This is a genomic window from Frigidibacter albus (assembly GCF_009908165.1).
Classification (GTDB): domain Bacteria; phylum Pseudomonadota; class Alphaproteobacteria; order Rhodobacterales; family Rhodobacteraceae; genus Frigidibacter; species Frigidibacter albus.
In genome coordinates this window covers 136,970-162,031 of the sequence record NZ_JAAAUC010000009.1, presented here as the reverse complement: position 1 = coordinate 162,031, position 25,062 = coordinate 136,970, and the positions used below count along the sequence as shown (strand labels likewise).

Here is a 25,062-nt window from a genome sequence, read left to right as displayed (position 1 = left end):
TTCCGCGGTTGGGGTAGGTGTGGCGGGCCAGGTCAGCCCCCATGCCTCATAGTGGCATGGGTGGTCGAAACGCAGGTTCCACCGCCGATCACCGCCAGCGCATTGGTCGAGAATATTGAGGTGGTGGCGATCTCGCGCGGGCCGAGGATCCGGGCCTGCATCGTCACGCGCCCATAGGCTCCCATCTCGCTGCGTTCATCGATCACGCGCGTGGACCAGCGCCCGCCGCCGCGATTGACCCAGTCCAGCGCCATCGGCGTGTCGGCCATCAGCGGAGCGGGACTGAACGGGCGCGGCCAGGTGATCTGGCGGCTGGAGCTCTGACCGGCCATCACCTCGCCCGCGATCGCCGCGCCGACCTGCCCGGGGCAGCCCGACAACTCATGCCCCGTATAACCGTCAGGGTCCAGAGCCCGTTCAGCGGCAGGCCGGCTTCGGCCGCGCTGAACACCTCGGGATCGCAGAGCCCGTCACCGCCATAGGTGAAATCCAGCTCCTGCCGGGAGATCTTGCTCCAGGCCTGCTGCGGCACGAGCGGATCTTGGCCCCGAGACGACTGGAAGCAATCCTGGCTACCGCCAAGCGGCTCGCCTCCGCACCCTCTCGTCGACAGGCGCGCGATGATCCACGTCCCGCGCTCCGGCACCTGTCGATGGATGGGCTGGACGAGCGATTCACCGCCCCCAGCCGCCAAGCGCGCCCTAACCCGCCGCGTGCTCTTGCAGCACCGCCAGCGGCACCACGGCCAGCGCGCGGGCATGGGTCGACGCCAGCCGCACCTGCGGCGCGCAGCCCTCGTCATGCGCCTGCAAGAAGCGCCCGGCACACAGGCACCAGCCATCGCCCGGCTTCAGCCCGGCAAAGCGGTACTCGGGGCGCGGGGTCGACAGGTCGTTGCCGACATATTTCGACCAGGCCAGAAACTCTGCCGTCATCGTCACGCAGACGGTGTGGCTGCCGGCATCCTCGGCGCAGGTGTTGCAATGGCCGTCGCGGAAGAAGCCGGTCATCGGCGCCATGGAGCAAGGCTCCAGCGCGCCGCCAAGCACGTTGATCGAAGGGGCGGGTGTCATCGGCTCTCTCCTTGCGCGGGGGGCTGCCAGTCGATCCAGCAGCCGTGGAAGTCGAAGCGGTCCATCGGCTGCGGCGTGCCGCCGGGCCAGAGCGTCAGGGTCAGCCCCGCACCGGGGGCGGCGCCATCCGCCTCCATGCCAAAGCGCGCCAGCGGCGGTTGTGGCGTGGCGCGGGCGTCCGCCTCGGCCAGCAGCGCCGCGCTGCAGATGTTGCCGGGCCAGTCCGTGATCCGCCGCGCCACCGCGCCCTCGGGCATTCCATGATCGGCAAAGCCCTGCAGCAACCGCACGGTGAAGGGCGACCCCAACCCGGCGCAAGCGCGCGCCTGCGCAGCGAAGGCCGCGCACCAGCTCACCGGAAACGGTCCGCGAGGCGCTGCAGGACGTTGCGGGCCTGCGGCTCTGGCTCGGGCGTTGGCTCCGGTGCGGGTGCGGGCTTGGCAGCCCCGGGCGCCGGCGCCAGCGCGGCCTTCCCCGGCTTCGCCCCCTCCCCCGTCCCCGACCGCGGTGGCGCAGTGCGCAGCGCCACCGCGTTCAGGAAGCGTGCGGCATCCTCCGCAGCCAGCATCGGCGCGCCATCGGAAATGCCGCGCAGCAGGTCGTCCAGCCAGTCCTGATCGGCCTTGGCGAAATCGGCCAGCACATAGCCCGCCACCCGGTCCTTGTGCCCCGGATGGCCGATCCCCAGCCGCACCCGGTGATAGGCCTCGCCGATATGCGCGTGAATGGAGCGCAGCCCGTTATGCCCGGCATGGCCGCCGCCGGTCTTGCAGCGGCTCTTGCCGGGGGCGAGGTCCAGCTCGTCATGCAGCACGGTCACGTCCGCGGGGGTCAGCTTGTAGAAGCGCATCGCCTCGCCGACCGACTGGCCCGAGAGGTTCATGAAGGTGGAGGGTTTCAGCAGCACGACCTTTTCGCCGCCCAGCATTCCCTCGGCCGCCTGCCCCTGGAAGCGCGACCGCCACGGGGCAAAGCCGTGATCCTCGGCGATGCGGTCCACCGCCATGAAGCCGATATTGTGCCGGTTCCGGGCGTATTTGCCGCCCGGATTCCCGAGCCCGACGAAAAGCCGCATCCCCTGCCCGCCTTCTGCTGCGGCGCGGGGCTTGACGGCCGCCGCGCTTTGCCCTGTGCTTCGGGCCATCGCCAACCCGTCCGCGCCTTGGCCCGGACCGCCCGCCATCCTCACCACATCAGCAAGGGGCCCTTGGCCATGTATCTGACCATGAACCGTTTCCGCATCAAGCCCGGACATGAGGAAACCTTCGAAACCATCTGGAAAAGCCGTGACAGCCACCTGCCGACGGTGCCGGGCTTCCTCGCCTTCCACCTGATGAAGGGGCCGGAAAAGGACGGCTATCGCCTCTACGCCTCGCACACCGCCTGGGAGAGTGCTGCGGCCTTCGAGGCATGGACCAGATCCGAGGCGTTCCGTGCCGCCCATTCGGGGGCCGGTGGCAATCGCGAGATCTATGCGGGCCCGCCCGAGCTGGAACTGTTCGAGACGGTGCAGAGCATCACCGCCTGAAGGCCCGAACGCGAACGGGGGCCCCAAGGGGCCCCCGTCCGTATCTTGCCATCCGCAACCTGCGGGCCGGACCGATCACTCGGCTTCGGCAGCCTCGGCGGCATCGGCCGAGATCAGGCCCGACGGAGCCGTCACGTTGGCCACGACGAAGTTCCGCTTGATGGTCGGCGTCGCGCCAGCCGGCAGAGCGATGTCTTCGATGTGGATGACGTCGCCGATCTGCTTGCCGGTCAGGTCGACCGTGATGTGATCGGGGATATCGCCCGCGGTCACTTCCAGTTCGACTTCCGAACGCACGACAGTCAGGGTGCCGCCGCGCTTGAGACCCGGTGCGGCCTCGTGGTTTTCGAAGTTCACGTGGATGAACAGGTTGATGCGCGAATTGCGGTGCAGGCGCATCAGGTCCACATGGGTCGGAAGGTCGCGCACGACATCGCGCTGGACCCCGCGGCAGATGACGCGGACATCGTCCTCGCCCTCGACCTTGAGGTTGAACAGCGTCGACAGGAAGCGGCCTGCCTTGAGCTTCTTCAGAAGCGTGTAGTACTTGATGTTCAGGGACAGCGGCTCTTTGCCGTCGCCATAAACAACACCGGGTACGTAGCCCTCACGACGAGCTTGACGAGCGGCCCCCTTGCCTGTCCCCGTCCGTACCTCGGCCACAAGATCCGGGATCTCACGTGCCATTGGTCTCTCCATAGGTTAAAAGGCGGACATCCTCCAAGGGTGCATGCCCGCAAGGTGGCCCCTATAGACGGGACCGGCCGTGAAGGAAAGAGATTTCCGCCCCGGGAGCCTGTGTGGGTTGGAATTGTCCGCTCCCGGCCCCATGACGGACTTGGCCGCAGGGCCGGTGCGGGTCAGATCACCGCCACGGCCTCGATCTCGATCTTGAACTCCGGCGAGGCCAAAGCGTTCACGCCGATCCCCGTCAGAGCCGGTGCCTGCCCGCCGAACATTGCCGCGAGAGGCGCCATGAGGGCACCAACCCCTTCCGGGTCAAGATCGACGACGTAGATCCGAAGGGACACGACGTTGTCCGGCGTGGCCCCTGCGGCCTCCAGCGCGCTTGCGAAGTTGCGCAGGACGATCGTCACCTGATCGGCGAGGCCCGGCGGAACGGGGGAGCCATCGACAGAGGCGGCGACCTGGCCAGAGATGAACACCATCCGGCCGGGCGCTGCGATGGCAACCTGCGAATAGCCGAGCGGGGCCGCATCGGGCAGAGTTGGGGGGTTCAGTTTCTGGATCTTCGGGGTCATGGTGGCGCATCCTTGTTTGAGATCCTCTACACCTGTAGAGCGCTATACGGATGTAGAGGCTAGGAGCCGTCTTGGGAACCACCCGCCGCGAGATAATTCTGGATGCCGCCCTGTCGCTCGTCGCGCGCGAGGGGCTTGGCGCGCTGACCCATCGCGGGACGGACGCCGCCGCGGACCTGCCGCCGGGCTCCACCTCCTACTATTTCCGGCGCAAGGCCGACCTGTTGCAGGCGCTGATCGACCGGTTGGCTGAGCGGTTGCAGGCGGAGTCGGAGGTGCTGAAAGCGGCGTTCACCACCATCCTGACCGAGCAAGGGCGCGACCCGGCCTTTGCCTTCGTGGCCGATGAACTGGTCGTCTGCGCCCGCGAGGATCGCGACCTGCTGATCGCCCGGCTGGAAATCATGCTCGCCGCCTCGCGCGACCCGGCGCTCAGCGGCGCGAGCGAACGGCTGGCGCAGGCGGCCATGCGGCCGATGCTGTTCTTCGTGGACCTGCTGGCGGGCCAAGGCGCAGACCCGGCGCGGGCGATGGCCTGCGCGGCGCTGCTGGACGGGTTGATGCTGCCCTATGCCACCGGCCACGGCGCGCCGCCGACTGCCGCGCAGGTGCGTGCCGCCTGCAGCGCGCTGCTGGACTGAACGCCGTCAGTCGTAGGCGTCGAAGAACCCCTTCGGCACCAGCAGATTCTCGCGCCGCAGGCGGGCCACGTCACGCTCACCGCAGAGCGCCATCGAGATGTCCAGCTCCTTGCGGATCACCTCCAGCGCCTTGGTGACGCCCGCCTGCCCCATCGCGCCGAGGCCATAGACCCAAGCCCGGCCGATCATGGTGCCGCTCGCGCCAAGGGCCAGCGCCTTCAGCACGTCCTGCCCGGAGCGGATGCCGCTGTCGAGCCAGACCTCGCAGCGCCCGTCCACCGCCTCCACGATCTGCGGCAGCATCCGGATCGAGGACAGCGCCCCATCCAGCTGCCGCCCGCCATGGTTCGACACCACGATGGCATCAGCCCCGAACTCCGCCGCCAGCCGCGCGTCATCGGCATCGAGAATCCCCTTCAGGATAAGCTTGCCGCCCCACATGTCGCGGATCGCGGCGATCTTGCCCCAGTCGAGCTGCGGGTCGAACTGTTCCGCCGTCCAGCTCATCAGCGAGGAGGTATCGCCCACCCCCGTGGCATGGCCGACGATATTGCCGAAGGACCGGCGCTTCGTGCGCAGCATCTCCAGCCCCCAGCCCCATTTGGTCGCAAGGTTCAGCAAGGTGGAGGGGGTCAGCTTCGGCGGCGCCGACAGGCCGTTCTTCAGGTCCTTGTGCCGCTGGCCCAAGATCTGCAGGTCCAGCGTCACCACCAGCGCGGAACAGTTCGCCGCCTTGGCCCGGTCGATCACCCGGCGCAGGAAGTCCTGGTCGCGCATCGCGTAGAGCTGGAACCAGAACGGCTTGGTCGTGTGCGCGGCCACATCCTCGATGGAACAGATCGACATGGTGGACAGGGTGAACGGCACCCCGAACGCCTCGGCCGCCCGCGCCGCCTTGATCTCGCCATCCGCGCATTGCATCCCGGTCAGCCCGACCGGCGCCAGCGCCACCGGCATCGTGACCTTCTGGCCGATCATCGTGCCCGCGACCGACCGGTTGGTCATGTCCACCGCCACCTTCTGCCGCAACCGGATCTGCGCGAAGTCGGTGGTGTTGTCGCGGAAGGTCTGTTCGGTGTAGCTGCCCGATTCCGCGTAATCGTAGAACATCCGCGGGGTGCGGCGGCGGTGGATGCGCTTCAGATCCTCGATGCTGGTGATGACGGGCAAGGGGGCCTCTCCTCCAAATTGGTAAGATGCTATTACCAATTGCCGGGCATCCATGCAATCGCCGTGACGCCGCACTGCTTGCCCTTGCGTTCCGCCGCGCCAGCGGAAACTGTGCGCCCCGCCGCAATCAAGGAAGCTCGCCGTATGTCGATCCTGCTGATGGGGTTTCTGGGCAGCCTTGCCGCCGGGCTGATGACCGGGGTCGGCGCCCTTCCGGTTCTGTTCGGGCGCAACATCACCCGCTACTGGAACGACGTGCTGCTGGGATTCGCGGCGGGGGTAATGCTGTCGGCGTCGTTCTTCTCGCTGATCCTGCCGGGGATCGAGGCAGCGACGATCCGCACCGGCAGCGAGGTCATTGCGGCCCTGATCGCGGTGGCCGGCATCGTGCTCGGTGCCGCGGCCATCGCGCTGCTGAACGAATCGCTCCCGCATGAGCATTTCGTCGAGGGGCGCGAGGGGGCGGACCCGGGCGCGATGGCCCGGATCTGGCTGTTCATCATCGCTATCACCATCCACAACGTGCCCGAGGGCATGGCGGTCGGCATCGGCTTTGGAGCCGGCGATGTGGCCCTGGGGCTGTCGCTGGCCATCGGCATCGGCTTGCAGAACGCGCCCGAGGGGCTGGCGGTTGCGGTGGCGCTGCGCGGGCTGGGATATGGCCGTGGCCGGGCTGTCGGGATCGCGCTGCTGACCGGGCTGGTGGAGCCCCTGGGCGGGCTGGTCGGCGTTGCTGCCGTCTCGATGGCCGCGCCGCTGCTGCCCTGGGGCCTGACCTTCGCGGCGGGGGCGATGCTCTATGTCATCAGCCACGAGATCATCCCGGAAACGCACCGCCACGGCCACCAGAACGCGGCGACGGCGGGTCTGATCATCGGGCTCGTGCTGATGATGTTCCTGGATGTGACGCTGGGGTAGCCTCAGGCCCGGTGCGCACCCGCCGCCAGCCCTGCCACGACCGCCAGAACCTCGGCCGGTGACTTGCCCTCGCCGATCAGCTTGACGATGGCCGAGCCGACGATGCAGCCGTCGGCGACGCTGCAGATCGCCTCTGCCGCCTCGGGGGTCGAGATGCCGAAGCCCACCATCACCGGCAGGTCGGTCGCGGCCTTGATCCGCGCCACATCGGGGGCCACGTCCACGGCCTGCGGGGCGGCGGCGCCGGTGATGCCGGTGATCGACACGTAATAGACAAAACCCGAGGTGTTTTGCAGCACCTTCGGCAGGCGCGCGTCGTCGGTGGTCGGCGTTGCCAGCCGGATGAAGTTCAGCCCCGCCGCCTGCGCGGGGATGCAAAGCTCGCTGTCTTCCTCGGGCGGCAGGTCCACCACGATCAGCCCGTCGATCCCGGCCGCGACGGCATCGGCCAGGAAGCGGTCCACCCCGCGGCTGTAGATCGGGTTGTAATAGCCCATCATCACGATGGGGGTGGTGTCGTCGCCCTTGCGGAACTCCGTCACCATATCCAGCGTCTTTTGCAGGGTCTGCCCGCCTTCCAGCGCGCGTTGGCCCGCCAGTTGGATCGTCGGGCCATCGGCCATCGGGTCGGTGAAGGGCATCCCCAGCTCGATGATATCCACCCCGGCGCCCGGAAGCCCCTTCACGATCTCCAGCGAGGTCGCATAGTCGGGATCGCCCGCCATGACATAGGCGACAAAGCCCTTGCGGCCCTCGGCGCGCAGTTGGGCGAACTTCTGGTCGATCCGGGTCATCGGGCGTCCTTCTTTGCAGGTCGCGCCCGGTGTGCAGAAATCCGCGGTGGAAATCAATGCCTCAAGGGGGCGGGCGGCTACAGCCGCGGCCCTTCCACCTCGACCGCGGGGCCCGAGATCATCCAATGGGTGCCGAAGCGGTCGCGCACCATGCCATAGCCGGTGGACCAGAAGGTCGGCTGGACCGGCATGATCACCGCCCCGCCCTCCGCCAGCGCATCGAACAGCCGATGCGCGGTGGCGAGGTCGGGGGCGGACCGGCTGATCGACACCGCCTTTTGTGCCTCGCCCTCCACCCCCGGCGGAAAGTCGGAGGCCATCAGCACCATGCCGCCCGCAACCAGTGCCGAATGCATCACCAGATCGGAGGCGGCAAACTCCGGCGGAACGCCCGGCATCTCGCGGTAGCGCTGGATGAACAGGTCATTTGCCCCGAACAGCTCGGCATAGAAGGCCATCGCCTCGGCACAGGTCCCCTGAAAATGTAGGTAGGGCTCGAATCCCATTGGATGCTCTCCATGATTGCCCCCGCCGAGGCCCAATGTGCCATGCTGCAGCGCAGGAACATAGGGCCTCCCTTGCGTCTGCGCGGCCCTCTGCCTAGAAGCGGCGCGAAACCGCTGGAACAGGGGATCGGCATGGGCTTCAAGATGGGTATCGTCGGAATGCCGAATGTCGGCAAATCCACGCTCTTCAATGCGCTGACGCGGACCGCCGCCGCGCAAGCCGCCAACTTCCCGTTCTGCACGATCGAACCGAATGTCGGTGAGGTCGCGGTGCCCGATGCGCGGCTGGAAAAGCTGGCCGCCATCGCCGGGTCCAAGCAGATCATCCCGACGCGGATGACCTTCGTGGACATCGCCGGCCTGGTGAAGGGCGCCAGCAAGGGCGAAGGCCTCGGCAACCAGTTCCTGGCCAATATCCGCGAAACCGATGCCATCGCCCATGTGCTGCGCTGCTTCGAGGATGGCGACGTGACCCATGTCGAGGGCCGCGTCGATCCGGTCGCCGATGCCGAGACCATCGAGACCGAGCTGATGATTGCCGATCTGGAAAGCGTCGAGCGGCGGCTGGCGAACCTTGCGCGCAAGATCAAGGGCGGCGACAAGGAGGCGGTCGATCAGGACCGGCTGCTGCGCGCCGCCGCGGTCGCGCTGGAGGCGGGCCGCCCCGCCCGCACCGTGAAGGTCGCGCCCGAGGATCGCCGGGCCTGGGAGATGTTGCAGCTGCTGACCTCCAAGCCCGTGCTCTATGTCTGCAATGTCGAGGAATCCTCGGCCGCGAGCGGCAACAGCCAGTCCGAACGGGTGGCAAAGATGGCCGCCGAACAGGGCGCGGGCTCGGTGGTGATCTCGGCCAAGATCGAGGAAGAGATCAGCCAGCTCGACGCCGAAGAGGCGGAGATGTTCCTGACCGAGATGGGGCTGGAGGAAGCCGGGCTCGACCGGCTGATCCGCGCCGGATACGAGCTTCTGGAGCTGCAGACCTACTTCACCGTCGGCCCGAAAGAGGCCCGCGCCTGGACCATCCCCAAGGGCACCCTCGCCCCGCAGGCGGCCGGCGTGATCCACGGCGATTTCGAGCGCGGCTTCATCCGGTCGGAAACCATCGCCTATGACGATTACATCGCCGGCAATGGCGAAGCCGGCGCGCGCGAGGCCGGCAAGTTCCGGGTCGAAGGCAAGACCTATGAGGTGAAGGACGGCGACGTCCTGCACTTCCTGTTCAACGGCTGAAGCCATTTTCTGAGCAAGGAAGGGGGCGCTGCCCCCGTCGCGGCGGGGCCGCGACTCCCCCGGGATATTTTGGCCAGCAAGAAGCCGCGGGGGTTCAGACCCGCCGGAAGGTCGCGTAGTCGGGGAGGCGGCCCTCGCGCAGGGCCTTTTTCTCGTAGCGCGTGGAAATCCAGTCCTTCCAGGCGGTTCCGGAGTGTTCTTCAAGTACGAACCCGGCCTTTGGCACCTCTTGCAGCGCCTGGCGCATATAGTCGGGGATGTCGGTCGCCACGCGGAACTCTGCCCCCGGCGCCAGCGCGCGGTGCAGCGGCAGCAGGTGATCCTGGGTGACGAAGCGGCGGCGGTGGTGGCGGCGCTTGGGCCAGGGGTCGGGGTAGTTCAGGAACGCCTTCGCGATGGAGCCTTCGGGCAGCACATCGAACAGCTCGCGCACATCGCCCGGATGCACGGCGAGGTTGCTGACACCCGCGGCGCGGATCTTGCCCAAAAGCATCGCCACGCCGTTGATGAAAGGCTCGCAGCCGATGATGCCCACATCCGGCCAGGTCGCGGCCATGTGGACCATATGCTCGCCGCCGCCGAAGCCGATTTCCAGCCAGACCGGGCGGGCGTCGCCGAAGATCGCGGACAGGTCCAACGGCGTGCGGTCCGGGTTCTCGTCGACCGTCACGCCGAAGGGGCGCAGGGTTTCGAGATCCTCGGACAGGTAGGACTTCTGCGACGGGCGCATGGTCTTGCCGGCCCTGCGGCCATAGAAGTTGCGCCATTCAGGCGCGTCTGCGCCTTCGGGATCATCGGGAGGGGTCTGGTCGGGTTCGGTCTGGTCAATCATGGGCCGGGGTCATGCCGCCCGCAAGCCGCGGGGTCAAGCCCCCGTCAGCCGCGCTGGATCAGGAACAGGCCGATCCCCATGACGCCGATCCCCGCCCCGCGCATCAGGGTGATTGGGCGCAAGGCCGCGCCGAACAGGCCGAACTGGTCGATGACGGCGGCCGAGATCATCTGGCCCAGCAGCACGAAGAACACAGCGTTGCCGACTCCGAAATGGGGTGCGACAAAGGTGATGGAGAGCACGTAGAAGGCGACCAGCAGCCCCGCGAGAAACAGGTGCCTGGGCTGGTCCGGCAGGCGCGCAATGGCCGAGGGGCCGTGGGTCAGCAGCATCACCAGAACCGCCCCGCAGAGTGCCACGCAGAACAGCACCACGGCGGCAACGGGGGGCGAGCCGATGCGCGCCCCGAGTTGCGCGTTCAGGGCCGCAAGGATCGGGATACCGATGCCGGCGGCAAGCATGATCATCGCATAGCGCAGGGTATCGGGCATCGGGGCCTCCATCGGCGGGCGTTGCCGGGCGAGAATGGCGAGGGATGAGGGCGGGGGCAAGGAGGGTGGCAGGACGATTTGCCGGCGGGTAGCGGGTGAGCCGAACAAGGTGGTCAGACTGCGCGGAGCCTGAGTTTACCATGCGCAGATCGAAAACTCGTCATTCTCCCAACAAGCCGGGTCTCCCTCGGAGCGTCGAAGATCATGCGTTTGGCCGTGCATATGGGATGCGTAAGCCTCTCCGGTCCACATGCCCTGAGCGTAGTCTCCGTCGATCAGGGTAACCATGGCCGCATACTTTGCGTTTCCCGTGACCACAGTGAACGAGCCGCCAGGGCTTGCCTGAAAGTAACAGGCTCCGACATGATAGACGGTGCCGTGTTCCGCGATCTGGCATCGGATCTCCCGAGGCGCGGGGCCTTCCGGGTCCATGTACGGCATGAAGGGATCATCAGCCAGTGATAGGCCGGGCGTTATCCCGGCCAGCAAGATCGAAGATGTTAGAAAAGCTCTCTTAAGCATTGTAACTCCTTGATTTATTCGACAACCATTCGTCGTTTACTTTGGCGGAATTGTGACCAACGCTGCGCTTACGCTCCAACCAGGAACGTGTGCTTCCAGACGACCATTCTGCGGCGCGTCATCAAGAGGAGCGGCGGGAATGATCTGTATCGCGCGCTTGACTTCATCCGCGGCATGATGACCAAGCGCCCTCAGTGACGCTCACCTCGGCCCAAAGCGCACCCCACCACAACAAAAAGAGGCGGTCCCTGCGGACCGCCCCCCCTCTTCCTTGTCACAGAAGCCGCGCCTAGACCGCCTTCTTCAGCGCCTCGACCAGATCCAGCTTTTCCCAGCTGAAGCCACCATCGGCATCGGGATCGCGGCCGAAATGGCCATAGGCGGCGGTGCGCTGGTAGATCGGGCGGTTCAGTTGCAGATGTTCGCGGATGCCGCGGGGCGTCAGGTCCATGACCTCGGCCACGGCACGCTCGATCTCGGCCTCGGGCACCTGGCCGGTGCCATAGGTGTCGGCATAGATCGCCAGCGGCCGCGCCACGCCGATGGCATAGGCGACCTGGATCACGCAGCGGGTGGCAAGGCCTGACGCTACCACGTTCTTGGCAAGGTAGCGCGCGGCATAGGCGGCCGAGCGGTCGACCTTGGTCGGATCCTTGCCCGAGAAGGCGCCCCCGCCATGCGGGGCGGCCCCACCATAGGTGTCGACGATGATCTTGCGCCCGGTGAGGCCGGCATCGCCATCGGGACCGCCGATCACGAAAGTGCCGGTCGGGTTGACGTGCCATTCGGTGCGTTCGGTCAGCCAGCCGGCCGGGATCACCTCGCGGATGTACGGCTCCACCAGCGCGCGGATATCGTCCGAGGTCTGGCTTTCATGCGCGTGCTGGGTGGACAGCACCAGCTGCGTCACCTCGACCGGCTTGCCGTTTTCATAGCGCAGCGACAGCTGCGATTTGGCATCGGGGCGCAGCGTGGGCTCGGCGCCCGATTTGCGCGCCTCGGCCAGCCGGCGCAGGATCGCATGGGAATACTGGATCGGGGCAGGCATCAGCTCGGGCGTCTCATCGGTCGCATAGCCGAACATGATGCCCTGATCGCCGGCGCCATCGCGGTCCACGCCCTGGCTGATATGGGCCGATTGCGGGTGCAGCAGGTTCGAGACCTTGAGCGTCGCCCAATGGAACTCGTCCTGCTCATAGCCGATGTCGCGCACACAGCCACGCACGATGGAATCGACCCGCTCCATGTACTCGGCAAGCTTTGTCTTGTCGGACAGCCCGACCTCACCGCCGACGACAACCTGATTGGTGGTGGCGAAGGTCTCGCAGGCGACGCGGGCATTCGGCTCCTCGGCGAGGAAGGCGTCGAGCACCGCATCCGAGATACGGTCGCACACCTTGTCGGGGTGCCCCTCCGAGACGCTCTCGGAGGTGAAGATATAGTTCTGCCGGGACATGGGAAGCGCTCCATTGGTGAATTCCCGTCACGCCAGGAAGCCGTTGTGACGGTTGAATGGACGTGCGTAACCCCCTGCCCCCTTTGCGTCAATCGCCTATCTGCGGCGAGTTGTAACCAGTCCCAGCAACAGCAGCGACAGCAGCACCAGCATTGGCCAATCGCCGCTGCGGGCATAGGGCGTGGGCGGATATGCCGCGGGCAGCGGGGCGTCCAGAAACCCGTCGGTGTTCAGCGGCAGCGAGGCAAGCACCCGGCCCTTCGCGTCGATCACCGCCGAGACGCCGGTATTGGCGACGCGCACAAGCGGCAGGCCCTGCTCGAGGGCGCGCAGCCGGGCTTGCGCAAGGTGCTGGTAGGGGCCGGAGAGCGCGCCGAACCAGGCATCGTTGGTGGCCTGCAAGATCCAGTCGGCGCGGCCGGGGGCGGCGTTCAGGTCTTGCGGGAACACCGCCTCGTAGCAGATCAGCGGCAGCACGCGGCCGAGCGGGCCAAGGTCCAGCAGTGCGGGGCCAGGGCCCGCGGAATAGCCGTTGCCCTGCCGCGCGGCAAAGGCGGTGATGCCGAGGCTGCCAAGGAGGTCGCCCGCGGGCATGTATTCGCCGAAGGGGACAAGGTGATGCTTGTCATAGACCTCGCCCACCGTGCCGCCGGGGCCGATCACGGCGAGGCTGTTGTAGTAGCGCAGCCCCTCGCTGCGCTGGATGCCAAGCGCGACGGGAGTGCCGCCCGCGGCCTGCGAGATCATCTCCAGCACAATGCCCGGGTCGTTCAGCAGCCAGGGCACCGCGGTTTCGGGCCAGAGGATCAGGTCGGGGGAAGGCATGCCGGGGGCCGGGGCGGCGGCGGTCTGGGCGAGCATCCGTTCGAAGAACATCTCCTGCATGCCCGGCTGCCATTTGAGGTCCTGCGCGGCGTTGGGCTGCGCCAGCCGGATCTGGAACGGGCGGCCTTCGATCATCACCGGCGCCGGGTCCGGCTGCGCCAGACGCCAGACTCCGCCTGCCCAGACCGCCGCCAGCAGCGCCAGCGCGGCAGCAGAGCCGCGGCGGGGGGCCAGCGCCGCCAGCGCCGCCGCCAGCGTGGTCAGCAGGCCGAGGCCAAGCGGGCCGATATAGGCCGCCGCCTGTGCCACCGGGCGGCCAATCCAGACATGGCCGAGCAGCGCCCAGGGAAAGCCGGTCAGCACGTAGCTGCGCAGCGCATCCGCCGCCGCCAGCGCGACGGCGAGGGCCAGTGCCCGCCGGGCGGGGGTCTGCCCTGCCCATGCCGCGAAGGCCGCGGCGCCCGCCCAGAACAGCGCCATGCCGAAGGAAATGAGGATCAGCGCGAAGGGGGCCATCCAGCCGTGGCGGGCCACGTCCACCAGGAACGGCTCCACGATCCAGAACAGGGCGGCGGCGAAGTGGCCGGCCCCGGCGAAGAGGGCCATCACGGCGGCGCGCCGGGGATGCGGCTCGCGCGCCAGCCATCGGATCAGCAGCGCCAGCACCGGCAGCGCCAGCCACCACGCGCCAAGGGGAGCCTGCCCCGCGGCGATCAGCGCGCCCAGAAGCGCGAGCGCGCCGCGGTCCCGCCAGGAGGGGCGAAGCCGCGACCAGAGACCGGGCCTGCCGCCCCCTGCCCGCAGACCCGCCCCTTCCAAGATCAGATCCCGGCGCCCGGCAGCCGCACCCGCAGCCGCTTGATCCGGCGCGGGTCGGCATCGACGACCTCGAACTCGACCCCGCTATCGGCCTTCACCACCTCGCCGCGCGCCGGCACCCGGCCCAGCAGCATGAAGACGAGGCCGCCCATCGTGTCGACCTCCTCGCCCTCTTCCTCGTCGGCAAGGCGGCGGCCGACGGCCAGTTCGAACTCTTCCAGCGGGGCACGCGCCTGCACCAGCCATTGGCCGGGCTTCTCTTGCGTCCAGAAGCCGCCTTCCTGCTCGTCATGCTCGTCGTCGATGTCGCCGATGACCTGCTCGATCAGGTCCTCGATCGTCACCAGCCCGTCGACACCGCCATATTCGTCGATCACCAGCGCCATGTGGATGCGCTCGGTCTGCATCTTCTGCAGCAGAACGCCGATGGGCATCGAGGGCGGGGCAAACAGCAGCGGGCGCAGCATCTTGCGCAGGCCAAAGCGGGGGGCCTGCGCGTCGAACCCGTATTGCAGCGCAAGGTCCTTGAGGTGGACCAGCCCCAGCGGCGAATCGAGTGTGCCCTTGAACACCGGCATCCGCGAGAACCCGTGCTCGCGGAACACCGCGACCAGATCCTCCTTGGATATGGTCACTGGCACGGCCACGATTTCGGGTTTCGGTATGGCGATGTCGCCGACACGCAAGCGCCGCAAGGCGCCAAGACCCGCGTGATGCGTGGTCTGTCCCTCGCCCGGGGCGCCGTCTTCGCCCTCATTCTCCTGATCCGCGCCGTTGAAGGCGTTCAGGATTCGTCCGAAAAAGCCGCGAGAACCATTGCTCTCGGGACTGTCCCCCTGGTCCGGCGCGTCTTGCGCTACCGTAGACCCGTCTGAACTTTCGCCCATCGTTCCTTTCCATCTTGCCGGGACTACCCGCGCCGCAGCGCTGCCCAAGCGTCACTTGCTGTCAGTCGTAGGGATTTGCAAGTCCAAGCTCTGCCAGGATCGCAATTTCGGTGCCTTCCATGAGCGATGCATCGCCGTCGCGTTCGTGATCATAGCCCAGAAGATGCAGAACTGCGTGAACGATCAGGTGCGTCACATGTTCCGTCATCGGCTTGCCGGCCTCGGCGGCCTCGCGCTCGCAGGTCTCCCAGGCGATGGCGATGTCGCCCAGTTCCTCGGGCATGTCGGCATCGCCCTCTGGCAGGTCTGGCGCGGCGCCCTCCGCTTCTGCCCCCCGTTCTTCCGAGGGCCAGGACAGCACGTTGGTGGCCGCTGGCTTCCCGCGGAAATCGGCGTTGAGCACGGCGATGCGGGCATCGTCACAGCCCAGAAGGCTGATCTCGAATTCGCCCGGCGCCAGCCCCAGATGCGACAGCGTCGCCGCGGCCGCCCGTTCGGCGAGCGGTGCGAGCCCGAAGGACTCCCACCGCCCGTCTTCTTCTATCGTGTCAACCAGAGATTCCATCGTCGCGGTCATATGCCTCGATGATGCGGGCAACAAGGGGATGGCGCACCACGTCCTTGGCGGTGAAGTAGTTGAAGCTGACGCCCTTCACCCCGGCGATGATCCGCTCGGCATCCTTGAGGCCCGAGGGCACGCCGCGCGGAAGGTCGATCTGGCTGCGGTCGCCCGTCACCACCATGCGGCTGCCCTCGCCCAGACGGGTCAGGAACATCTTCATCTGCATGGTCGTGGCGTTCTGCGCCTCGTCCAGCACCACGAAGGCGTTGGACAGGGTGCGCCCGCGCATGAAGGCCAGCGGAGCGATCTCGATCCGCTTCTCCAGCATCAGCTTTTCCATCTGCTTGGGCGGCAGGAAGTCGTTCAGCGCGTCATAAAGCGGCTGCATGTAGGGATCGACCTTCTCCTTCATGTCGCCGGGCAGGAAGCCGAGCCGCTCGCCCGCCTCCACCGCCGGGCGGCTGAGGATGATCTTGTCGACATGGCCGCCGATCAGCATCGTCACGCCGACCGCCACGGCAAGGTAGGTCTTGCCGGTGCCGGCAGGGCCGATCCCGAAGGCCAGTTCGTGACGGAACAGGTTGTTCACATAGGCCTTTTGCGCCTCGGTCCGCGGTTCCACCGATTTCTTGCGGGTGCGGATTTCCATGCGGCCGCTGAACATTTCCAGCTGATCCTCGGGGTCTGCCTGCGGTGCGCCGCCGAAATCGCCCATGCGGATCATCGCGTCGATATCGCCAGCCTCGACCGGGCGGCCGGTTTCAAGCCGCGCATAAAGCTGGTGCAGCAGCGCCGCCGCCTGATCGCGGAGCGCCGGGGTGCCGACCACTGCGAGCTGATTGCCGCGCCGGAGGATGTGGACCCCCACCTTGTGTTCGATCTGGGCGAGGTTCCGGTCGAACTGCCCGCACAGATCGCGCAGGAGGCGGTTGTCGGGGAATTCCAGAAGCGTTTCATGAACGTCTTCAGGACGGGGCGGGGGGGTCAGCGCGCTGATGCCCAATAACGTCTCCCTTCGGCAGAGGGTTGGCTTTGGTGGGTCGGCTTTGGTGACGGCTCGTAGGATGATGGTGCCAAGCGCGGGCCCATATGGCAAGCGCCCAGATCAAGATTCGCAGCCTGACAACTAGATCGGCCGCAGGTTGGTTCCTGCGGCCGCTATATCGTGATGAATTGTGCGGCGCCCGCGCGGCGCGGCGCTCCTCCTCAGACCGGATCGGGAACGTTCGAGCCCGCCTTGTAGGGCCCGGTTACATAACCGTCGGTGCCGGCCTTGCCGGTGCAGACCGGGCGGCCATCGGGATAGCGGCGCGAGCTCATGTAGCCTTCGGCCCCGTCGTCGATGATCCAGTGGTCGCAGCCCTCGGGATCGACCCAGATCCCGGCCTTCAGCTGGCTCAGGTGCTTGGAATCAATGCCTCTGTCCACGGTCTTGTTCTGCTTGGGCGCATCGCAGGCGGCGAGGGTGCCGGCGGCCGCGAGGATGGTGATGAGTTTCAGGATGGTCATGTCACGCTCCTCAGCGGATGCAGAAGATTTCGACGCGGCGGTTCTGCTGCATCCCGGCCGCGGTGGCGTTCGACGCCTTGGGCTGACGCTCGCCGTACCAGGAGATGTCCACCACCCGCGCGCCGACGCTGTTTGCCACCACGGCAACCGACTGGGCGCGGCGCTGCGACAGGTTCATGTTGTAGGCATCGCTGCCGCGGCTGTCGGTATGGCCGGCGATCACGTAGCCAGTCGCCCGCGTCGTGGAGAAAAACGATTCGAGCTGCTGGCGGCCGCCGGCAGAGATCGTGGCGCTGCCAGTGGCGAAGAGCTGGTCCGCGGGCATCACGCCGCACGCCTCGCCGCGGTTGCAGACCGGCAGGCCCCGCTTGTCGATGCGGGCGTCCATGTAGCCTTCCCAGCCGTCATCCATCACCCAGTGTTCGCAGCCATCCGGATCGACCCAGATCGTGGGTGCGAAGCGCTCGCCGATGACCACTTCTTGCGCCACCAACGGCCCCGTCGCCATCGCAAGCCCGATCACCGCGATCGCCGCCGCTCTCAGCATCCCTCTTACCACTGTTTCGCCTCCGCCTTGTTCACCTGCTGCGGCGCGGCACACGCGCCCCGAGGAGACTGTTCAAATCCCCGAGAGCGTAGCATGTCCTTAACGCTTGTGAAGGTGCTTTCCCCACAGATTGTGCCCCGAGCGGAAACATTACCCCATCAGAGGTGAAACTGGCGCACGGATAGGTGGAAAAACGCCCCGGCCCTACCACATTGCGCTGGTCACGGCGCCGCCAAGCGAGTTCGGGCCGCTGTCGGTGATTCTCACCTTGGCGATGGCGCCGCGGCGGGCGTCGCCGCCGGTCACATGCACCGCATGCAGATAGTCGGACTTGCCGACCATCTGCCCCGGCTCGCGCCCGGGCTTTTCGAACAGCACCTGCACCTCACGCCCGACCATCCCCTGCTGCGCGGCGCGTTGCTGCTGCGTCAGCAGCGCCTGCAGCCGTTGCAGCCGCTCGTCGGCCTCGGCCGCCGGGACGGGGGGCTTTTCGGCGGCGGGAGTGCCGGGGCGGGCGGAGTAGCGGAAGGAATAGGCCATGCCGTAATCCACCGCCGCCACCAGATCCATCGTCGCCTGGAAATCGGCCTCGGTCTCGCCGGGGAAGCCGACGATGAAATCGCCCGACAGCAGCATGTCGGGCCGGGCGGCGCGGATACGCTCCACCAGCCTCAGATACTGCTCGGCGGTATGCTTGCGGGCCATCGCCTTCAGGATGCGGTCGCTGCCGGACTGCACAGGAAGGTGCAGATAGGGCATCAGCTTGGCCTCTTCGCCATGGGCGGCGATCAGGTCATCTTCCATGTCATTGGGATGCGAGGTGGTGTAGCGGATCCGCTCCAGCCCGTCGATCCGCGCCAGCGCCCGCACCAGTTGCGCCAGGCCCCAGGTGCCGCCCCCCACATCCGCCGGCCCGTCGCCGTGATAGGCGTTGACGTTCTGGCCCAGCAGGGTGATCTCGCGCACGCCCTTCTCGACCAGCCCCCGCGCCTCGGTCAGGATGCGCGCCGCGGGGCGGCTGACTTCCGATCCGCGGGTATAGGGCACCACGCAGAAGGCGCAGAACTTGTCGCAGCCCTCCTGCACCGTCAGGAAGGCGGTCGGGCCGCGGGTCGCGCCCTGCATCCGCGCGGGCAGATGGTCGAACTTGTCCTCGGCCGGGAACTCGGTATCGACCGACTTGGCCCCCGCATCGGCGGCGCGGGCCATCGCCGGCAGCCGGTGATAGCTTTGCGGGCCGACGACCAGATCGACCAGCGGCATCCGCCGCAGGATCTCGGCGCCCTCGGCCTGCGCGACGCAGCCGGCGACGCCAATCTTGAGGGCGGGGTTCGCCACCTTCAGCGGCCGCAGGCGGCCAAGGTCGGAATAGAGCTTCTCGGAGGCCTTCTCGCGGATGTGGCAGGTGTTCAGCAGCACCATGTCGGCATCGTCGGCGGTTTCCGTCAGCACATAGCCATCGGCGCCCATCGCCTCGGCCATGCGCTCGCTGTCATAGACGTTCATCTGGCAGCCATAGGTCTTGATGAAGAGCTTCTTCACCCCGGCCTTTGCATCGCCGACTTTCGCATCGCCATCCATGCCGTGCCCTTTCCCGCGCCCGGACGCGCGCAGATGCGCGCCGGACCGGCGTTATGTATCGAAATGCCGCCCCTGCCGCAATGCCCGCCCCGGCGCGGTGCGGCAGGGCTTGCATTGCGCGCTGGCCTGCCCGAGTTTGCAGGCGCGGCAACGATTGGACCTGCGCCATGGATTATACCTCTCTCGACGACTTCCTCGTGCGGGGCCGCGGCGCGCTGGCCAAGGGGCCGGTGGCGCTGATCCTTGCCGAGGATCTGGTCGAGGTGGACAGCACCCTGCGCCATCACCTGAAGGCCGGCTTCCGCGCCGTGCTGCTGTTCGCGCCGCCCGAACTGGCGCTGCCGGCGGACCTGAATGCGCAGGTTCACCGGATCACGTTTCAGGTGAAGGCCGAGGGCGCGCTGATGCGGGCGGTGAACCCGGTCATCGAGGCCTGTCCGCCGACCACGTGGCTCTATTACGGCTACAACGCCGAATACCTGTTCCACCCGTTCTGCGAGACCCGCAGCGTGCGCGAGCTGATCGCCTTTCATGCCGAGGAACGGCGCGATGCTATGCTGTGCTATGTCGTCGACCTTTACGCGGGCGATCTGTGGTCGCATCCCGATGCGGTGGATCTGGCGGGCGCGCAGATGGACCGCACCGGATACTACGCCCTCGCCCGCAAGGACGAGGCCGGCCATATCCGCGAAAGGCAGCTGGATTTCTATGGCGGCATCCGCTGGCGGTTCGAGGAGCATATCCCCAAGGACCGCCGCCGCATCGACCGCATCGCGCTGTTCCGCGCCCAGCCGGGCCTGCGGCTGCGGGCAGATCACACCTTCAACCTGCAGGAATGCAACACCTATGCCTGCCCATGGCACAACAACCTGACCGCCACGATCATGTCCTTCCGCACCGCCAAGGCGCTGAAAACCAATCCCGGGTCAACCTATGACATCGACAGCTTCAGGTGGCACAACTCGGTGCGCTTCGACTGGCATTCGCAGCAGTTGATGGAGCTGGGGCTGATGGAACCGGGGCAGTGGTTCTAGCGGCCGATCAGGTCCGGCGCAGGCGGATCACCACATCGACGCGGGCAATCTCGGCGCCCGCAGGCGCGGCCGGCAGGCGGGTGATCTCCAGCTGGTCTGCCGGGGCATCGGTCAGTTCCGAATTGTCTTCCCAGAAGAAATGCGGGTGATCGTCCATCCGCGTGTCGAAATACGACCGCGCGCCATCGACGGTGATCTCTTGCATCAGCCCAGCTTCGCAAAAGGCCCGCAGGGTGTTGTAGACCGTCGCCAGCGACACGCCCTCGCCCGCGGCGCGCGCTGCGGCATAGAGGCTTTCGGCGGTGACATGCCGATCCTCGCCATCGCCCACCAGCAAGGAGGCCAGCGCCACGCGTTGCCGCGTCGGGCGCAGTCCTGCCCGTGACAGCCATGTGGTTCCGGTTGCGTCGGCTTTGGCCTTCATCTGCGTGCGCGCTCTTTCCTGTGCTAGCCCTTCATATAGGGGCGAAGTGCCCCGGATTTCAAATCCTTTTGCGAAACGGCGCAAGACAAGGCCGCTTGCCCGCCCCGCGGGGCTATTGCGCCCGCTCCGATGCGGATGGTAGAGGAAAGCCGGTATGACAAGAGTGTTCTGCACGGGGGGACAGGCCGGAATGGCGGATTATCCGACGAGTTTCGACAAGGAAGCGCTGCTGAAATGTGCCCGGGGAGAGCTTTTCGGCCCCGGCAACGCGCAGTTGCCTGAACCGCCGATGCTGATGATGGACCGGATCACCGACATTTCCGCCGATGGCGGCGCGCATGGCAAGGGCCATGTCGTCGCCGAATTCGACATTCGCCCCGACCTGTGGTTCTTCGCCTGCCACTTTCCCGGCAACCCGGTGATGCCCGGCTGCCTCGGCCTCGATGGCCTGTGGCAGCTGACCGGCTTCAACCTCGGCTGGCGCGGCTGGCAGGGTCAGGGCTTTGCTCTTGGCGTCGGCGAGGTGAAGCTGAGCGGCATGGTCACCCCGGCCCGCACGATGATCACCTACCGCGTCGATTTCACCCGCGTCATCGACCGGCGGCTGAAGATGGGCGTCGCCGATGGCCGTGTGGAAGCCGATGGTGAGATCATCTACCTCGTCAAGGACATGAAGGTCGGTCTGGCTGCCCCGGCAGCCTGATCCCCCCAAGCTAAGGAGAGCCGCCATGCGCCGCGTCGTCGTCACAGGCCTCGGTATCGTTTCATCCATCGGCAACAATGCGGAAGAGGTTCTGGCCTCGCTGAAGGCCGGCCGCTCCGGCATCACCGCCAATGCCGATATGGCAGAGCGCGGCTTTCGCAGCCAGGTTGCGGGGGCGGTCAACCTTGACGTGGCCGAGCATGTGGACAAGCGCACCCTGCGCTTCATGGGACCGGGCGCAGCCTATGCCCATATCGCCATGACTCAGGCCATCGCCGATGCCGGCCTGACCGAGGCCGAGGTGTCGAACCCGCGCACCGGCCTTGTCGCCGGATCGGGCGGGCCCTCGACCTCGGCGATGCTGGTCGCGCATCAGACTGTGCTGACGCAGGGCGCGCCGAAGCGGATCGGGCCGTTCGCGGTGCCCAAATGCATGTCCTCGACCATCTCGGCGAACCTCTCGACCGCGTTCAAGATCAAGGGCATCAACTATTCGATCACCTCGGCCTGTTCGACCTCGCTGCATTGCATCGGCAATGCCAGCGAGCAGATCATGATGGGCAAGCAGGACATCATGTTTGCCGGCGGCGCGGAAGAGCTGGACTGGACCCTGTCCTGCCTGTTCGACGCAATGGGGGCCATGTCGTCGAAATACAACGACCGGCCTTCGGAAGCCTCGCGTGCCTTCGATGCGGCCCGCGACGGGTTCGTGATCGCCGGCGGCGGCGGGATCCTGGTGCTGGAGGAACTCGAGCACGCCAAGGCCCGCGGCGCGAAGATCTATGCCGAGGTCACCGGCTATGCCGCCACCTCGGACGGGCATGACATGGTCGCCCCCTCGGGCGAGGGCGGCGAGCGGGCGATGCGGCTGGCGCTGCAATCGCTGAGCCCGGACCGCAAGGTCGGCTACATCAACGCCCATGGCACCTCGACCCCGGTCGGCGATGTCGGCGAGGTCGAGGCGGTGCGCCGGGTGTTCGGCCGTGGCGCCACCCCCCCGATCAGTTCGACCAAGTCGATGACCGGCCACAGCCAGGGCGCGACCGGCGCGCAGGAGGCGATCTATTGCCTCTTGATGCTGCAGAACGATTTCATCGCGCCCTCGATCAACGTCGAGACGCTCGACCCGGCCATCGACCCGGCCGAGATCGCCACCGCCCGCGTCGACGACGCAGGCCTTGATACGGTGATGACCAACAGCTTCGGCTTTGGCGGCACCAATGGCTCGATGCTGCTGTCGAAATACTTGGGGTGATCTGACATGGCCGATCTGATGACGGGCAAGCGCGGGCTGGTGATGGGCGTCGCGAACGAACGCTCCATCGCCTGGGGCATCGCGCAGGCGCTCGCCGCCGAGGGGGCAGAGCTGGCCTTCACCTATCAGGGCGAAGCCTTCGGCAAACGGGTGGAGCCGCTGGCGGCCTCGCTGGGGTCCAAGTTGCTGATCGACGCCGATGTGATGAACGATGACAGCCTCGATGCTGCCTTCGCCATGCTCGCCGCAGAATGGGGCAGCATCGACTTTGTGGTCCATGCCATCGCGTTTTCCGACAAGAACGAGCTGACGGGCCGGTTCATCAACACCAGCCGCGAGAACTTCAAGACTTCGCTGACCATCTCGTGCTTCTCGTTCATCGACGTGGCGCGGCGGGCGGCGGCGATCATGCCCAATGGCGGCAGCCTGATCACCCTGACCTATCAGGGATCGAACCGGGTGACGCCGTTCTACAACGTGATGGGCGTGGCCAAGGCGGCGCTGGAATCCTCGGTGCGCTACCTCGCCAACGACCTCGGCCCCGACAAGATCCGCGTCAACGCGATCAGCCCCGGCCCGATGAAGACGCTGGCCGGCGCGGCCATCGGTGGCGCGCGCAAGACCTTCCGCCATACCGAGGCGAATTCCCCCCTGCGCAGCAATGCCACGCTGGAGGCGATCGGCGGCACGGCGGTGTATCTGGCCTCGGACTATGGCGCCTGCACGACGGGCGAGATCATTCTGGTGGACAGCGGCTATCATGTGCTGGGGATGCCGCAGCCCGAGCACCTGTAAGGCCTGACCGGGCTTCACCTTTCCGTCAGCGGGCTGGCGGGGCGCGCCGGACGGCTTAAGATTGCTGCATGAGCACACAGCCCCTCACCCGCCGCGCCTTCGCGCTCTCCGCCGCCGCGCTGCTGGCGGCCCCGGCCCTGCACGCGCAGCCCGCCCCGCGCTTCGCCCGCAGCCTTGCCGCCGCGCGGGGACTGGAGCAGCTTCACAGCCTGTGCATCGCCCAAGGCGGGCAAACCGTGCTGGCCGAGGCGATCCGCGGCCCCTCGCCGGACCGGGCGGTGAACGTGAAATCCGTGTCGAAGACGCTGGTCGCCTCGCTGACCGGCTCCGTGATCGGCACCGGCGCGATCCCCGGGCCGGACGCAGGGCTGGGAGAGCTTGCCCCGGGGCTGATCCCCAACGGCGCCGATCCGCGGGTCGCAGAGTTGACGGTGGCGGACCTCCTGACCATGCAGGCCGGGCTGGAACGCACCTCGGGCGGCAATTACGGCGCCTGGGTCAGCAGCCGCGACTGGGTCGCCGATGCGCTGGCGCGGCCGATGGTCGGGCGGCCGGGAAACGGGATGCTCTACTCCACCGGCAGCTATCACATCCTTGGCGCGCTGCTGTCCGAGGTGACGGGCGACAGCCTGTTGACGCTCGCGCGGCGGCATATCGGCGAGCCCTTGGGGGTGCGCATCGACGCCTGGACCCGCGATCCGCAGGGCCGCTACATGGGCGGCAACAACATGGCGCTGTCGCCGCGGGCGATGCTGGCCTTCGGCGAGGCGTATCGCACCGGCGGCGCGGGGCCAGAGGGGCGGCTGGTGCCGGGGGAGTGGGTGACAGCCTCATGGACCCCGCGCACCCGCTCGGCGTTTTCCGGCGATGATTACGGCTATGGCTGGTTCCTGTTCACTGCGGCCGGCACCCGCGTCGCCTATGCGCGCGGCTATGGCGGGCAGATGATCTATGTGCTGCCGGACCACGCGCTGACCGTCGCCGTCACCTCGGATGAATCGCAACCCGCCCGGTCCGAGGGCCATGCCGGCGCGCTGAAACGGCTGTTGACCGAAGTGATCCTGCCCGAGGCGATGGCCTAGCCGTCCTTCCGCCGGTCGCGGCTGTCCACCCGGGCGCGGAAGCCCTCGGCATCGCCGAAATCGCAAAAGCCATCGTAATACGGGTGCGGGTCGCTGGCATGGCGGGCGTGCTTGATCGGGCACCAATGCGCCTCGGTGCGCCCGGCAATCTCGCGCACATAGGAAATCAGCCCGTTGGCATAGCCGCAATAGACGCAGTTGAGCTTCTGCAGCCCGTTGAGATAGGCCAGCATGTGCCGGTCGATGATGATGTGATCGGCGCGGCGCACCTTCTGGATGCCATAGACCGGAAAGCACACCGCCTGATAGACGGACACGAACAGGTCCAGCAGCGCGAAAGGCACGATCAGCGCATAGATGAACGGCGCTGTGATCACGACCGACAGCCGCGCCCGGGCGACGTAACCCGCCAGCCCCTCGCGCAGTTCCCGGTGCCGCTGGCGCGCGCCAGCCTCGAAGACCGCGCGGCCGCGTTCCAGCCGGTAACGCCAGATCTCCCGGCGCTCGTCGATGCCCGCCTCCAGCCCCTGCCGCAGCTCGGCGATGCGGCTGCGCAACTGATCAAGCTCGGTGGTCATCGGATCGCTCCCAAGGGTTTGGCTGCGCGGGAAGGTAA

General features: G+C 67.2%; 30 protein-coding genes and 1 riboswitch. Of the genes, 9 read left to right on the top strand and 21 right to left on the bottom strand.

The window, feature by feature from the left end:
* Positions 1-32: 32 nt before the first annotated feature.
* The 4 genes from GVY41_RS14925 to pth all read right to left on the bottom strand — a co-directional run bounded on the left by GVY41_RS14925 (position 33) and on the right by pth (position 2,148).
* Entirely contained in the window at positions 33-380 is a 348-nt protein-coding gene (locus GVY41_RS14925; RefSeq protein WP_161347604.1) for a hypothetical protein, read from the bottom strand.
* 321 nt (positions 381-701) lie between these two features.
* Entirely contained in the window at positions 702-1,073 is a 372-nt protein-coding gene (locus GVY41_RS14920) for a DUF2237 family protein (protein WP_161347605.1), read from the bottom strand.
* Complete coding sequence (locus tag GVY41_RS14915; protein WP_161347606.1) at positions 1,070-1,429, bottom strand: DUF2332 family protein; 360 nt, start codon at positions 1,427-1,429, stop codon at positions 1,070-1,072. The genes GVY41_RS14920 and GVY41_RS14915 overlap by 4 nt, the downstream gene beginning before the upstream one ends.
* On the bottom strand, positions 1,426-2,148 hold the full coding sequence (pth, locus tag GVY41_RS14910) for an aminoacyl-tRNA hydrolase (protein ID WP_161347607.1): 723 nt from the start codon (positions 2,146-2,148) through the stop codon (positions 1,426-1,428). The genes GVY41_RS14915 and pth overlap by 4 nt, the downstream gene beginning before the upstream one ends.
* Before the next feature lie 138 nt (positions 2,149-2,286).
* Here pth and hmuQ point away from each other — a divergent pair, with 138 nt between their 5' ends.
* Positions 2,287-2,601, top strand: coding sequence for a heme-degrading protein HmuQ (gene hmuQ, locus GVY41_RS14905; RefSeq protein WP_161347608.1), 315 nt, complete (start codon positions 2,287-2,289; stop codon positions 2,599-2,601).
* Positions 2,602-2,676: 75 nt separating this feature from the next.
* Here hmuQ and GVY41_RS14900 read toward each other — a convergent pair whose 3' ends face one another.
* Both GVY41_RS14900 and GVY41_RS14895 read right to left on the bottom strand, forming a co-directional pair.
* Positions 2,677-3,288: a 50S ribosomal protein L25/general stress protein Ctc gene (locus GVY41_RS14900; RefSeq protein ID WP_161347609.1), complete on the bottom strand. Its 612-nt coding sequence runs from the start codon at positions 3,286-3,288 to the stop codon at positions 2,677-2,679.
* Between the two features lie 173 nt (positions 3,289-3,461).
* Entirely contained in the window at positions 3,462-3,863 is a 402-nt protein-coding gene (locus GVY41_RS14895; protein WP_161347610.1) for a RidA family protein, read from the bottom strand.
* A 71-nt stretch (positions 3,864-3,934) separates the two neighbouring features.
* Between GVY41_RS14895 and GVY41_RS14890 the strand changes: the two genes are divergently transcribed.
* Complete coding sequence (locus GVY41_RS14890; protein ID WP_161347611.1) at positions 3,935-4,504, top strand: TetR/AcrR family transcriptional regulator; 570 nt, start codon at positions 3,935-3,937, stop codon at positions 4,502-4,504.
* A 6-nt stretch (positions 4,505-4,510) separates the two neighbouring features.
* On the opposite strand, the gene GVY41_RS14885 is transcribed toward GVY41_RS14890, so the two are convergent.
* A complete protein-coding gene (locus GVY41_RS14885) occupies positions 4,511-5,674 on the bottom strand; it encodes an alpha-hydroxy acid oxidase (protein WP_161347612.1) in 1,164 nt (387 codons plus the stop codon).
* Positions 5,675-5,818: 144 nt separating this feature from the next.
* Between GVY41_RS14885 and GVY41_RS14880 the strand changes: the two genes are divergently transcribed.
* The gene (locus tag GVY41_RS14880; RefSeq protein ID WP_229726068.1) at positions 5,819-6,592 is read left to right on the top strand and encodes a ZIP family metal transporter; all 774 of its coding nucleotides are present in this window, start codon (positions 5,819-5,821) and stop codon (positions 6,590-6,592) included.
* Positions 6,593-6,594: 2 nt separating this feature from the next.
* On the opposite strand, the gene trpA is transcribed toward GVY41_RS14880, so the two are convergent.
* Both trpA and GVY41_RS14870 read right to left on the bottom strand, forming a co-directional pair.
* Complete coding sequence (gene trpA / locus GVY41_RS14875) at positions 6,595-7,386, bottom strand: tryptophan synthase subunit alpha (protein ID WP_161347613.1); 792 nt, start codon at positions 7,384-7,386, stop codon at positions 6,595-6,597.
* A gap of 77 nt (positions 7,387-7,463) precedes the next feature.
* Complete coding sequence (locus tag GVY41_RS14870) at positions 7,464-7,892, bottom strand: VOC family protein (protein WP_161347614.1); 429 nt, start codon at positions 7,890-7,892, stop codon at positions 7,464-7,466.
* A 132-nt stretch (positions 7,893-8,024) separates the two neighbouring features.
* On the opposite strand from GVY41_RS14870, the gene ychF reads away from it, so the two are divergent.
* On the top strand, positions 8,025-9,122 hold the full coding sequence (gene ychF / locus GVY41_RS14865) for a redox-regulated ATPase YchF (RefSeq protein WP_161347615.1): 1,098 nt from the start codon (positions 8,025-8,027) through the stop codon (positions 9,120-9,122).
* A gap of 94 nt (positions 9,123-9,216) precedes the next feature.
* On the opposite strand, the gene trmB is transcribed toward ychF, so the two are convergent.
* The 10 genes from trmB to miaB all read right to left on the bottom strand — a co-directional run bounded on the left by trmB (position 9,217) and on the right by miaB (position 19,153).
* Positions 9,217-9,954, bottom strand: coding sequence for a tRNA (guanine(46)-N(7))-methyltransferase TrmB (gene trmB / locus GVY41_RS14860; protein WP_161347616.1), 738 nt, complete (start codon positions 9,952-9,954; stop codon positions 9,217-9,219).
* A 44-nt stretch (positions 9,955-9,998) separates the two neighbouring features.
* Positions 9,999-10,445 carry a DMT family transporter gene (locus tag GVY41_RS14855; RefSeq protein ID WP_161347617.1) on the bottom strand — a complete coding sequence of 149 codons (447 nt, stop codon included), beginning with the start codon at positions 10,443-10,445 and terminating at the stop codon, positions 9,999-10,001.
* Positions 10,446-11,256: 811 nt separating this feature from the next.
* A complete protein-coding gene (gene metK / locus GVY41_RS14850) occupies positions 11,257-12,423 on the bottom strand; it encodes a methionine adenosyltransferase (protein WP_161347618.1) in 1,167 nt (388 codons plus the stop codon).
* A 6-nt stretch (positions 12,424-12,429) separates the two neighbouring features.
* Positions 12,430-12,478: riboswitch (SAM-SAH riboswitch) on the bottom strand.
* Between the two features lie 41 nt (positions 12,479-12,519).
* The gene (gene lnt / locus GVY41_RS14845; protein ID WP_161347775.1) at positions 12,520-13,974 is read right to left on the bottom strand and encodes an apolipoprotein N-acyltransferase; all 1,455 of its coding nucleotides are present in this window, start codon (positions 13,972-13,974) and stop codon (positions 12,520-12,522) included.
* A 95-nt stretch (positions 13,975-14,069) separates the two neighbouring features.
* Positions 14,070-14,954 (bottom strand): hemolysin family protein, encoded by an 885-nt coding sequence (locus GVY41_RS14840; protein ID WP_161347619.1) that lies wholly within the window; start codon positions 14,952-14,954, stop codon positions 14,070-14,072.
* A gap of 61 nt (positions 14,955-15,015) precedes the next feature.
* Complete coding sequence (gene ybeY / locus GVY41_RS14835; RefSeq protein ID WP_161347620.1) at positions 15,016-15,519, bottom strand: rRNA maturation RNase YbeY; 504 nt, start codon at positions 15,517-15,519, stop codon at positions 15,016-15,018.
* Positions 15,503-16,519: a PhoH family protein gene (locus tag GVY41_RS14830; RefSeq protein WP_161347621.1), complete on the bottom strand. Its 1,017-nt coding sequence runs from the start codon at positions 16,517-16,519 to the stop codon at positions 15,503-15,505. Before GVY41_RS14830 ends, ybeY begins: the two co-directional genes overlap by 17 nt.
* 203 nt (positions 16,520-16,722) lie before the next feature.
* Positions 16,723-17,025 carry a hypothetical protein gene (locus tag GVY41_RS14825; protein ID WP_161347622.1) on the bottom strand — a complete coding sequence of 101 codons (303 nt, stop codon included), beginning with the start codon at positions 17,023-17,025 and terminating at the stop codon, positions 16,723-16,725.
* A gap of 10 nt (positions 17,026-17,035) precedes the next feature.
* Positions 17,036-17,572 (bottom strand): OmpA family protein, encoded by a 537-nt coding sequence (locus GVY41_RS14820; RefSeq protein ID WP_161347623.1) that lies wholly within the window; start codon positions 17,570-17,572, stop codon positions 17,036-17,038.
* Positions 17,573-17,776: 204 nt separating this feature from the next.
* A complete protein-coding gene (gene miaB / locus GVY41_RS14815; protein WP_161347624.1) occupies positions 17,777-19,153 on the bottom strand; it encodes a tRNA (N6-isopentenyl adenosine(37)-C2)-methylthiotransferase MiaB in 1,377 nt (458 codons plus the stop codon).
* Between the two features lie 167 nt (positions 19,154-19,320).
* Between miaB and GVY41_RS14810 the strand changes: the two genes are divergently transcribed.
* Positions 19,321-20,187 (top strand): hypothetical protein, encoded by an 867-nt coding sequence (locus tag GVY41_RS14810; RefSeq protein WP_161347625.1) that lies wholly within the window; start codon positions 19,321-19,323, stop codon positions 20,185-20,187.
* A 7-nt stretch (positions 20,188-20,194) separates the two neighbouring features.
* On the opposite strand, the gene irrA is transcribed toward GVY41_RS14810, so the two are convergent.
* Positions 20,195-20,611 carry an iron response transcriptional regulator IrrA gene (gene irrA / locus GVY41_RS14805; RefSeq protein WP_161347626.1) on the bottom strand — a complete coding sequence of 139 codons (417 nt, stop codon included), beginning with the start codon at positions 20,609-20,611 and terminating at the stop codon, positions 20,195-20,197.
* Between the two features lie 190 nt (positions 20,612-20,801).
* On the opposite strand from irrA, the gene fabA reads away from it, so the two are divergent.
* The 4 genes from fabA (at position 20,802) to GVY41_RS14785 (ending at position 24,446) form a co-directional block, all read left to right on the top strand.
* Positions 20,802-21,314: a bifunctional 3-hydroxydecanoyl-ACP dehydratase/trans-2-decenoyl-ACP isomerase gene (fabA, locus tag GVY41_RS14800; protein WP_161347776.1), complete on the top strand. Its 513-nt coding sequence runs from the start codon at positions 20,802-20,804 to the stop codon at positions 21,312-21,314.
* 25 nt (positions 21,315-21,339) lie between these two features.
* Entirely contained in the window at positions 21,340-22,569 is a 1,230-nt protein-coding gene (gene fabB / locus GVY41_RS14795) for a beta-ketoacyl-ACP synthase I (RefSeq protein WP_161347627.1), read from the top strand.
* Between the two features lie 6 nt (positions 22,570-22,575).
* The gene (locus GVY41_RS14790; protein WP_161347628.1) at positions 22,576-23,364 is read left to right on the top strand and encodes an enoyl-ACP reductase FabI; all 789 of its coding nucleotides are present in this window, start codon (positions 22,576-22,578) and stop codon (positions 23,362-23,364) included.
* A gap of 68 nt (positions 23,365-23,432) precedes the next feature.
* Positions 23,433-24,446 (top strand): serine hydrolase domain-containing protein, encoded by a 1,014-nt coding sequence (locus GVY41_RS14785; protein WP_161347629.1) that lies wholly within the window; start codon positions 23,433-23,435, stop codon positions 24,444-24,446.
* On the opposite strand, the gene GVY41_RS14780 is transcribed toward GVY41_RS14785, so the two are convergent.
* The gene (locus GVY41_RS14780; protein ID WP_161347630.1) at positions 24,443-25,024 is read right to left on the bottom strand and encodes a hypothetical protein; all 582 of its coding nucleotides are present in this window, start codon (positions 25,022-25,024) and stop codon (positions 24,443-24,445) included. The genes GVY41_RS14785 and GVY41_RS14780 overlap by 4 nt on opposite strands.
* Between the last annotated feature and the right edge of the window lie 38 nt (positions 25,025-25,062).

What these genes read in the sequence shown, in the direction of transcription:
- GVY41_RS14920 (WP_161347605.1), bottom strand. Translation starts at nt 1,073, where the DNA reads ATGACACCCGCCCCTTCGATCAACGTGCTTGGCGGCGCGCTGGAGCCT.
- pth (WP_161347607.1), bottom strand. Translation starts at nt 2,148, where the DNA reads ATGCGGCTTTTCGTCGGGCTCGGGAATCCGGGCGGCAAATACGCCCGG.
- hmuQ (WP_161347608.1), top strand. Translation starts at nt 2,287, where the DNA reads ATGTATCTGACCATGAACCGTTTCCGCATCAAGCCCGGACATGAGGAA.
- GVY41_RS14900 (WP_161347609.1), bottom strand. Translation starts at nt 3,288, where the DNA reads ATGGCACGTGAGATCCCGGATCTTGTGGCCGAGGTACGGACGGGGACA.
- GVY41_RS14895 (WP_161347610.1), bottom strand. Translation starts at nt 3,863, where the DNA reads ATGACCCCGAAGATCCAGAAACTGAACCCCCCAACTCTGCCCGATGCG.
- GVY41_RS14880 (WP_229726068.1), top strand. Translation starts at nt 5,819, where the DNA reads ATGTCGATCCTGCTGATGGGGTTTCTGGGCAGCCTTGCCGCCGGGCTG.
- trpA (WP_161347613.1), bottom strand. Translation starts at nt 7,386, where the DNA reads ATGACCCGGATCGACCAGAAGTTCGCCCAACTGCGCGCCGAGGGCCGC.
- GVY41_RS14870 (WP_161347614.1), bottom strand. Translation starts at nt 7,892, where the DNA reads ATGGGATTCGAGCCCTACCTACATTTTCAGGGGACCTGTGCCGAGGCG.
- ychF (WP_161347615.1), top strand. Translation starts at nt 8,025, where the DNA reads ATGGGCTTCAAGATGGGTATCGTCGGAATGCCGAATGTCGGCAAATCC.
- trmB (WP_161347616.1), bottom strand. Translation starts at nt 9,954, where the DNA reads ATGATTGACCAGACCGAACCCGACCAGACCCCTCCCGATGATCCCGAA.
- GVY41_RS14855 (WP_161347617.1), bottom strand. Translation starts at nt 10,445, where the DNA reads ATGCCCGATACCCTGCGCTATGCGATGATCATGCTTGCCGCCGGCATC.
- metK (WP_161347618.1), bottom strand. Translation starts at nt 12,423, where the DNA reads ATGTCCCGGCAGAACTATATCTTCACCTCCGAGAGCGTCTCGGAGGGG.
- GVY41_RS14840 (WP_161347619.1), bottom strand. Translation starts at nt 14,954, where the DNA reads ATGGGCGAAAGTTCAGACGGGTCTACGGTAGCGCAAGACGCGCCGGAC.
- ybeY (WP_161347620.1), bottom strand. Translation starts at nt 15,519, where the DNA reads ATGGAATCTCTGGTTGACACGATAGAAGAAGACGGGCGGTGGGAGTCC.
- GVY41_RS14825 (WP_161347622.1), bottom strand. Translation starts at nt 17,025, where the DNA reads ATGACCATCCTGAAACTCATCACCATCCTCGCGGCCGCCGGCACCCTC.
- GVY41_RS14820 (WP_161347623.1), bottom strand. Translation starts at nt 17,572, where the DNA reads ATGCTGAGAGCGGCGGCGATCGCGGTGATCGGGCTTGCGATGGCGACG.
- miaB (WP_161347624.1), bottom strand. Translation starts at nt 19,153, where the DNA reads ATGGATGGCGATGCGAAAGTCGGCGATGCAAAGGCCGGGGTGAAGAAG.
- GVY41_RS14810 (WP_161347625.1), top strand. Translation starts at nt 19,321, where the DNA reads ATGGATTATACCTCTCTCGACGACTTCCTCGTGCGGGGCCGCGGCGCG.
- irrA (WP_161347626.1), bottom strand. Translation starts at nt 20,611, where the DNA reads ATGAAGGCCAAAGCCGACGCAACCGGAACCACATGGCTGTCACGGGCA.
- fabA (WP_161347776.1), top strand. Translation starts at nt 20,802, where the DNA reads ATGGCGGATTATCCGACGAGTTTCGACAAGGAAGCGCTGCTGAAATGT.
- fabB (WP_161347627.1), top strand. Translation starts at nt 21,340, where the DNA reads ATGCGCCGCGTCGTCGTCACAGGCCTCGGTATCGTTTCATCCATCGGC.
- GVY41_RS14790 (WP_161347628.1), top strand. Translation starts at nt 22,576, where the DNA reads ATGGCCGATCTGATGACGGGCAAGCGCGGGCTGGTGATGGGCGTCGCG.
- GVY41_RS14785 (WP_161347629.1), top strand. Translation starts at nt 23,433, where the DNA reads ATGAGCACACAGCCCCTCACCCGCCGCGCCTTCGCGCTCTCCGCCGCC.
- GVY41_RS14780 (WP_161347630.1), bottom strand. Translation starts at nt 25,024, where the DNA reads ATGACCACCGAGCTTGATCAGTTGCGCAGCCGCATCGCCGAGCTGCGG.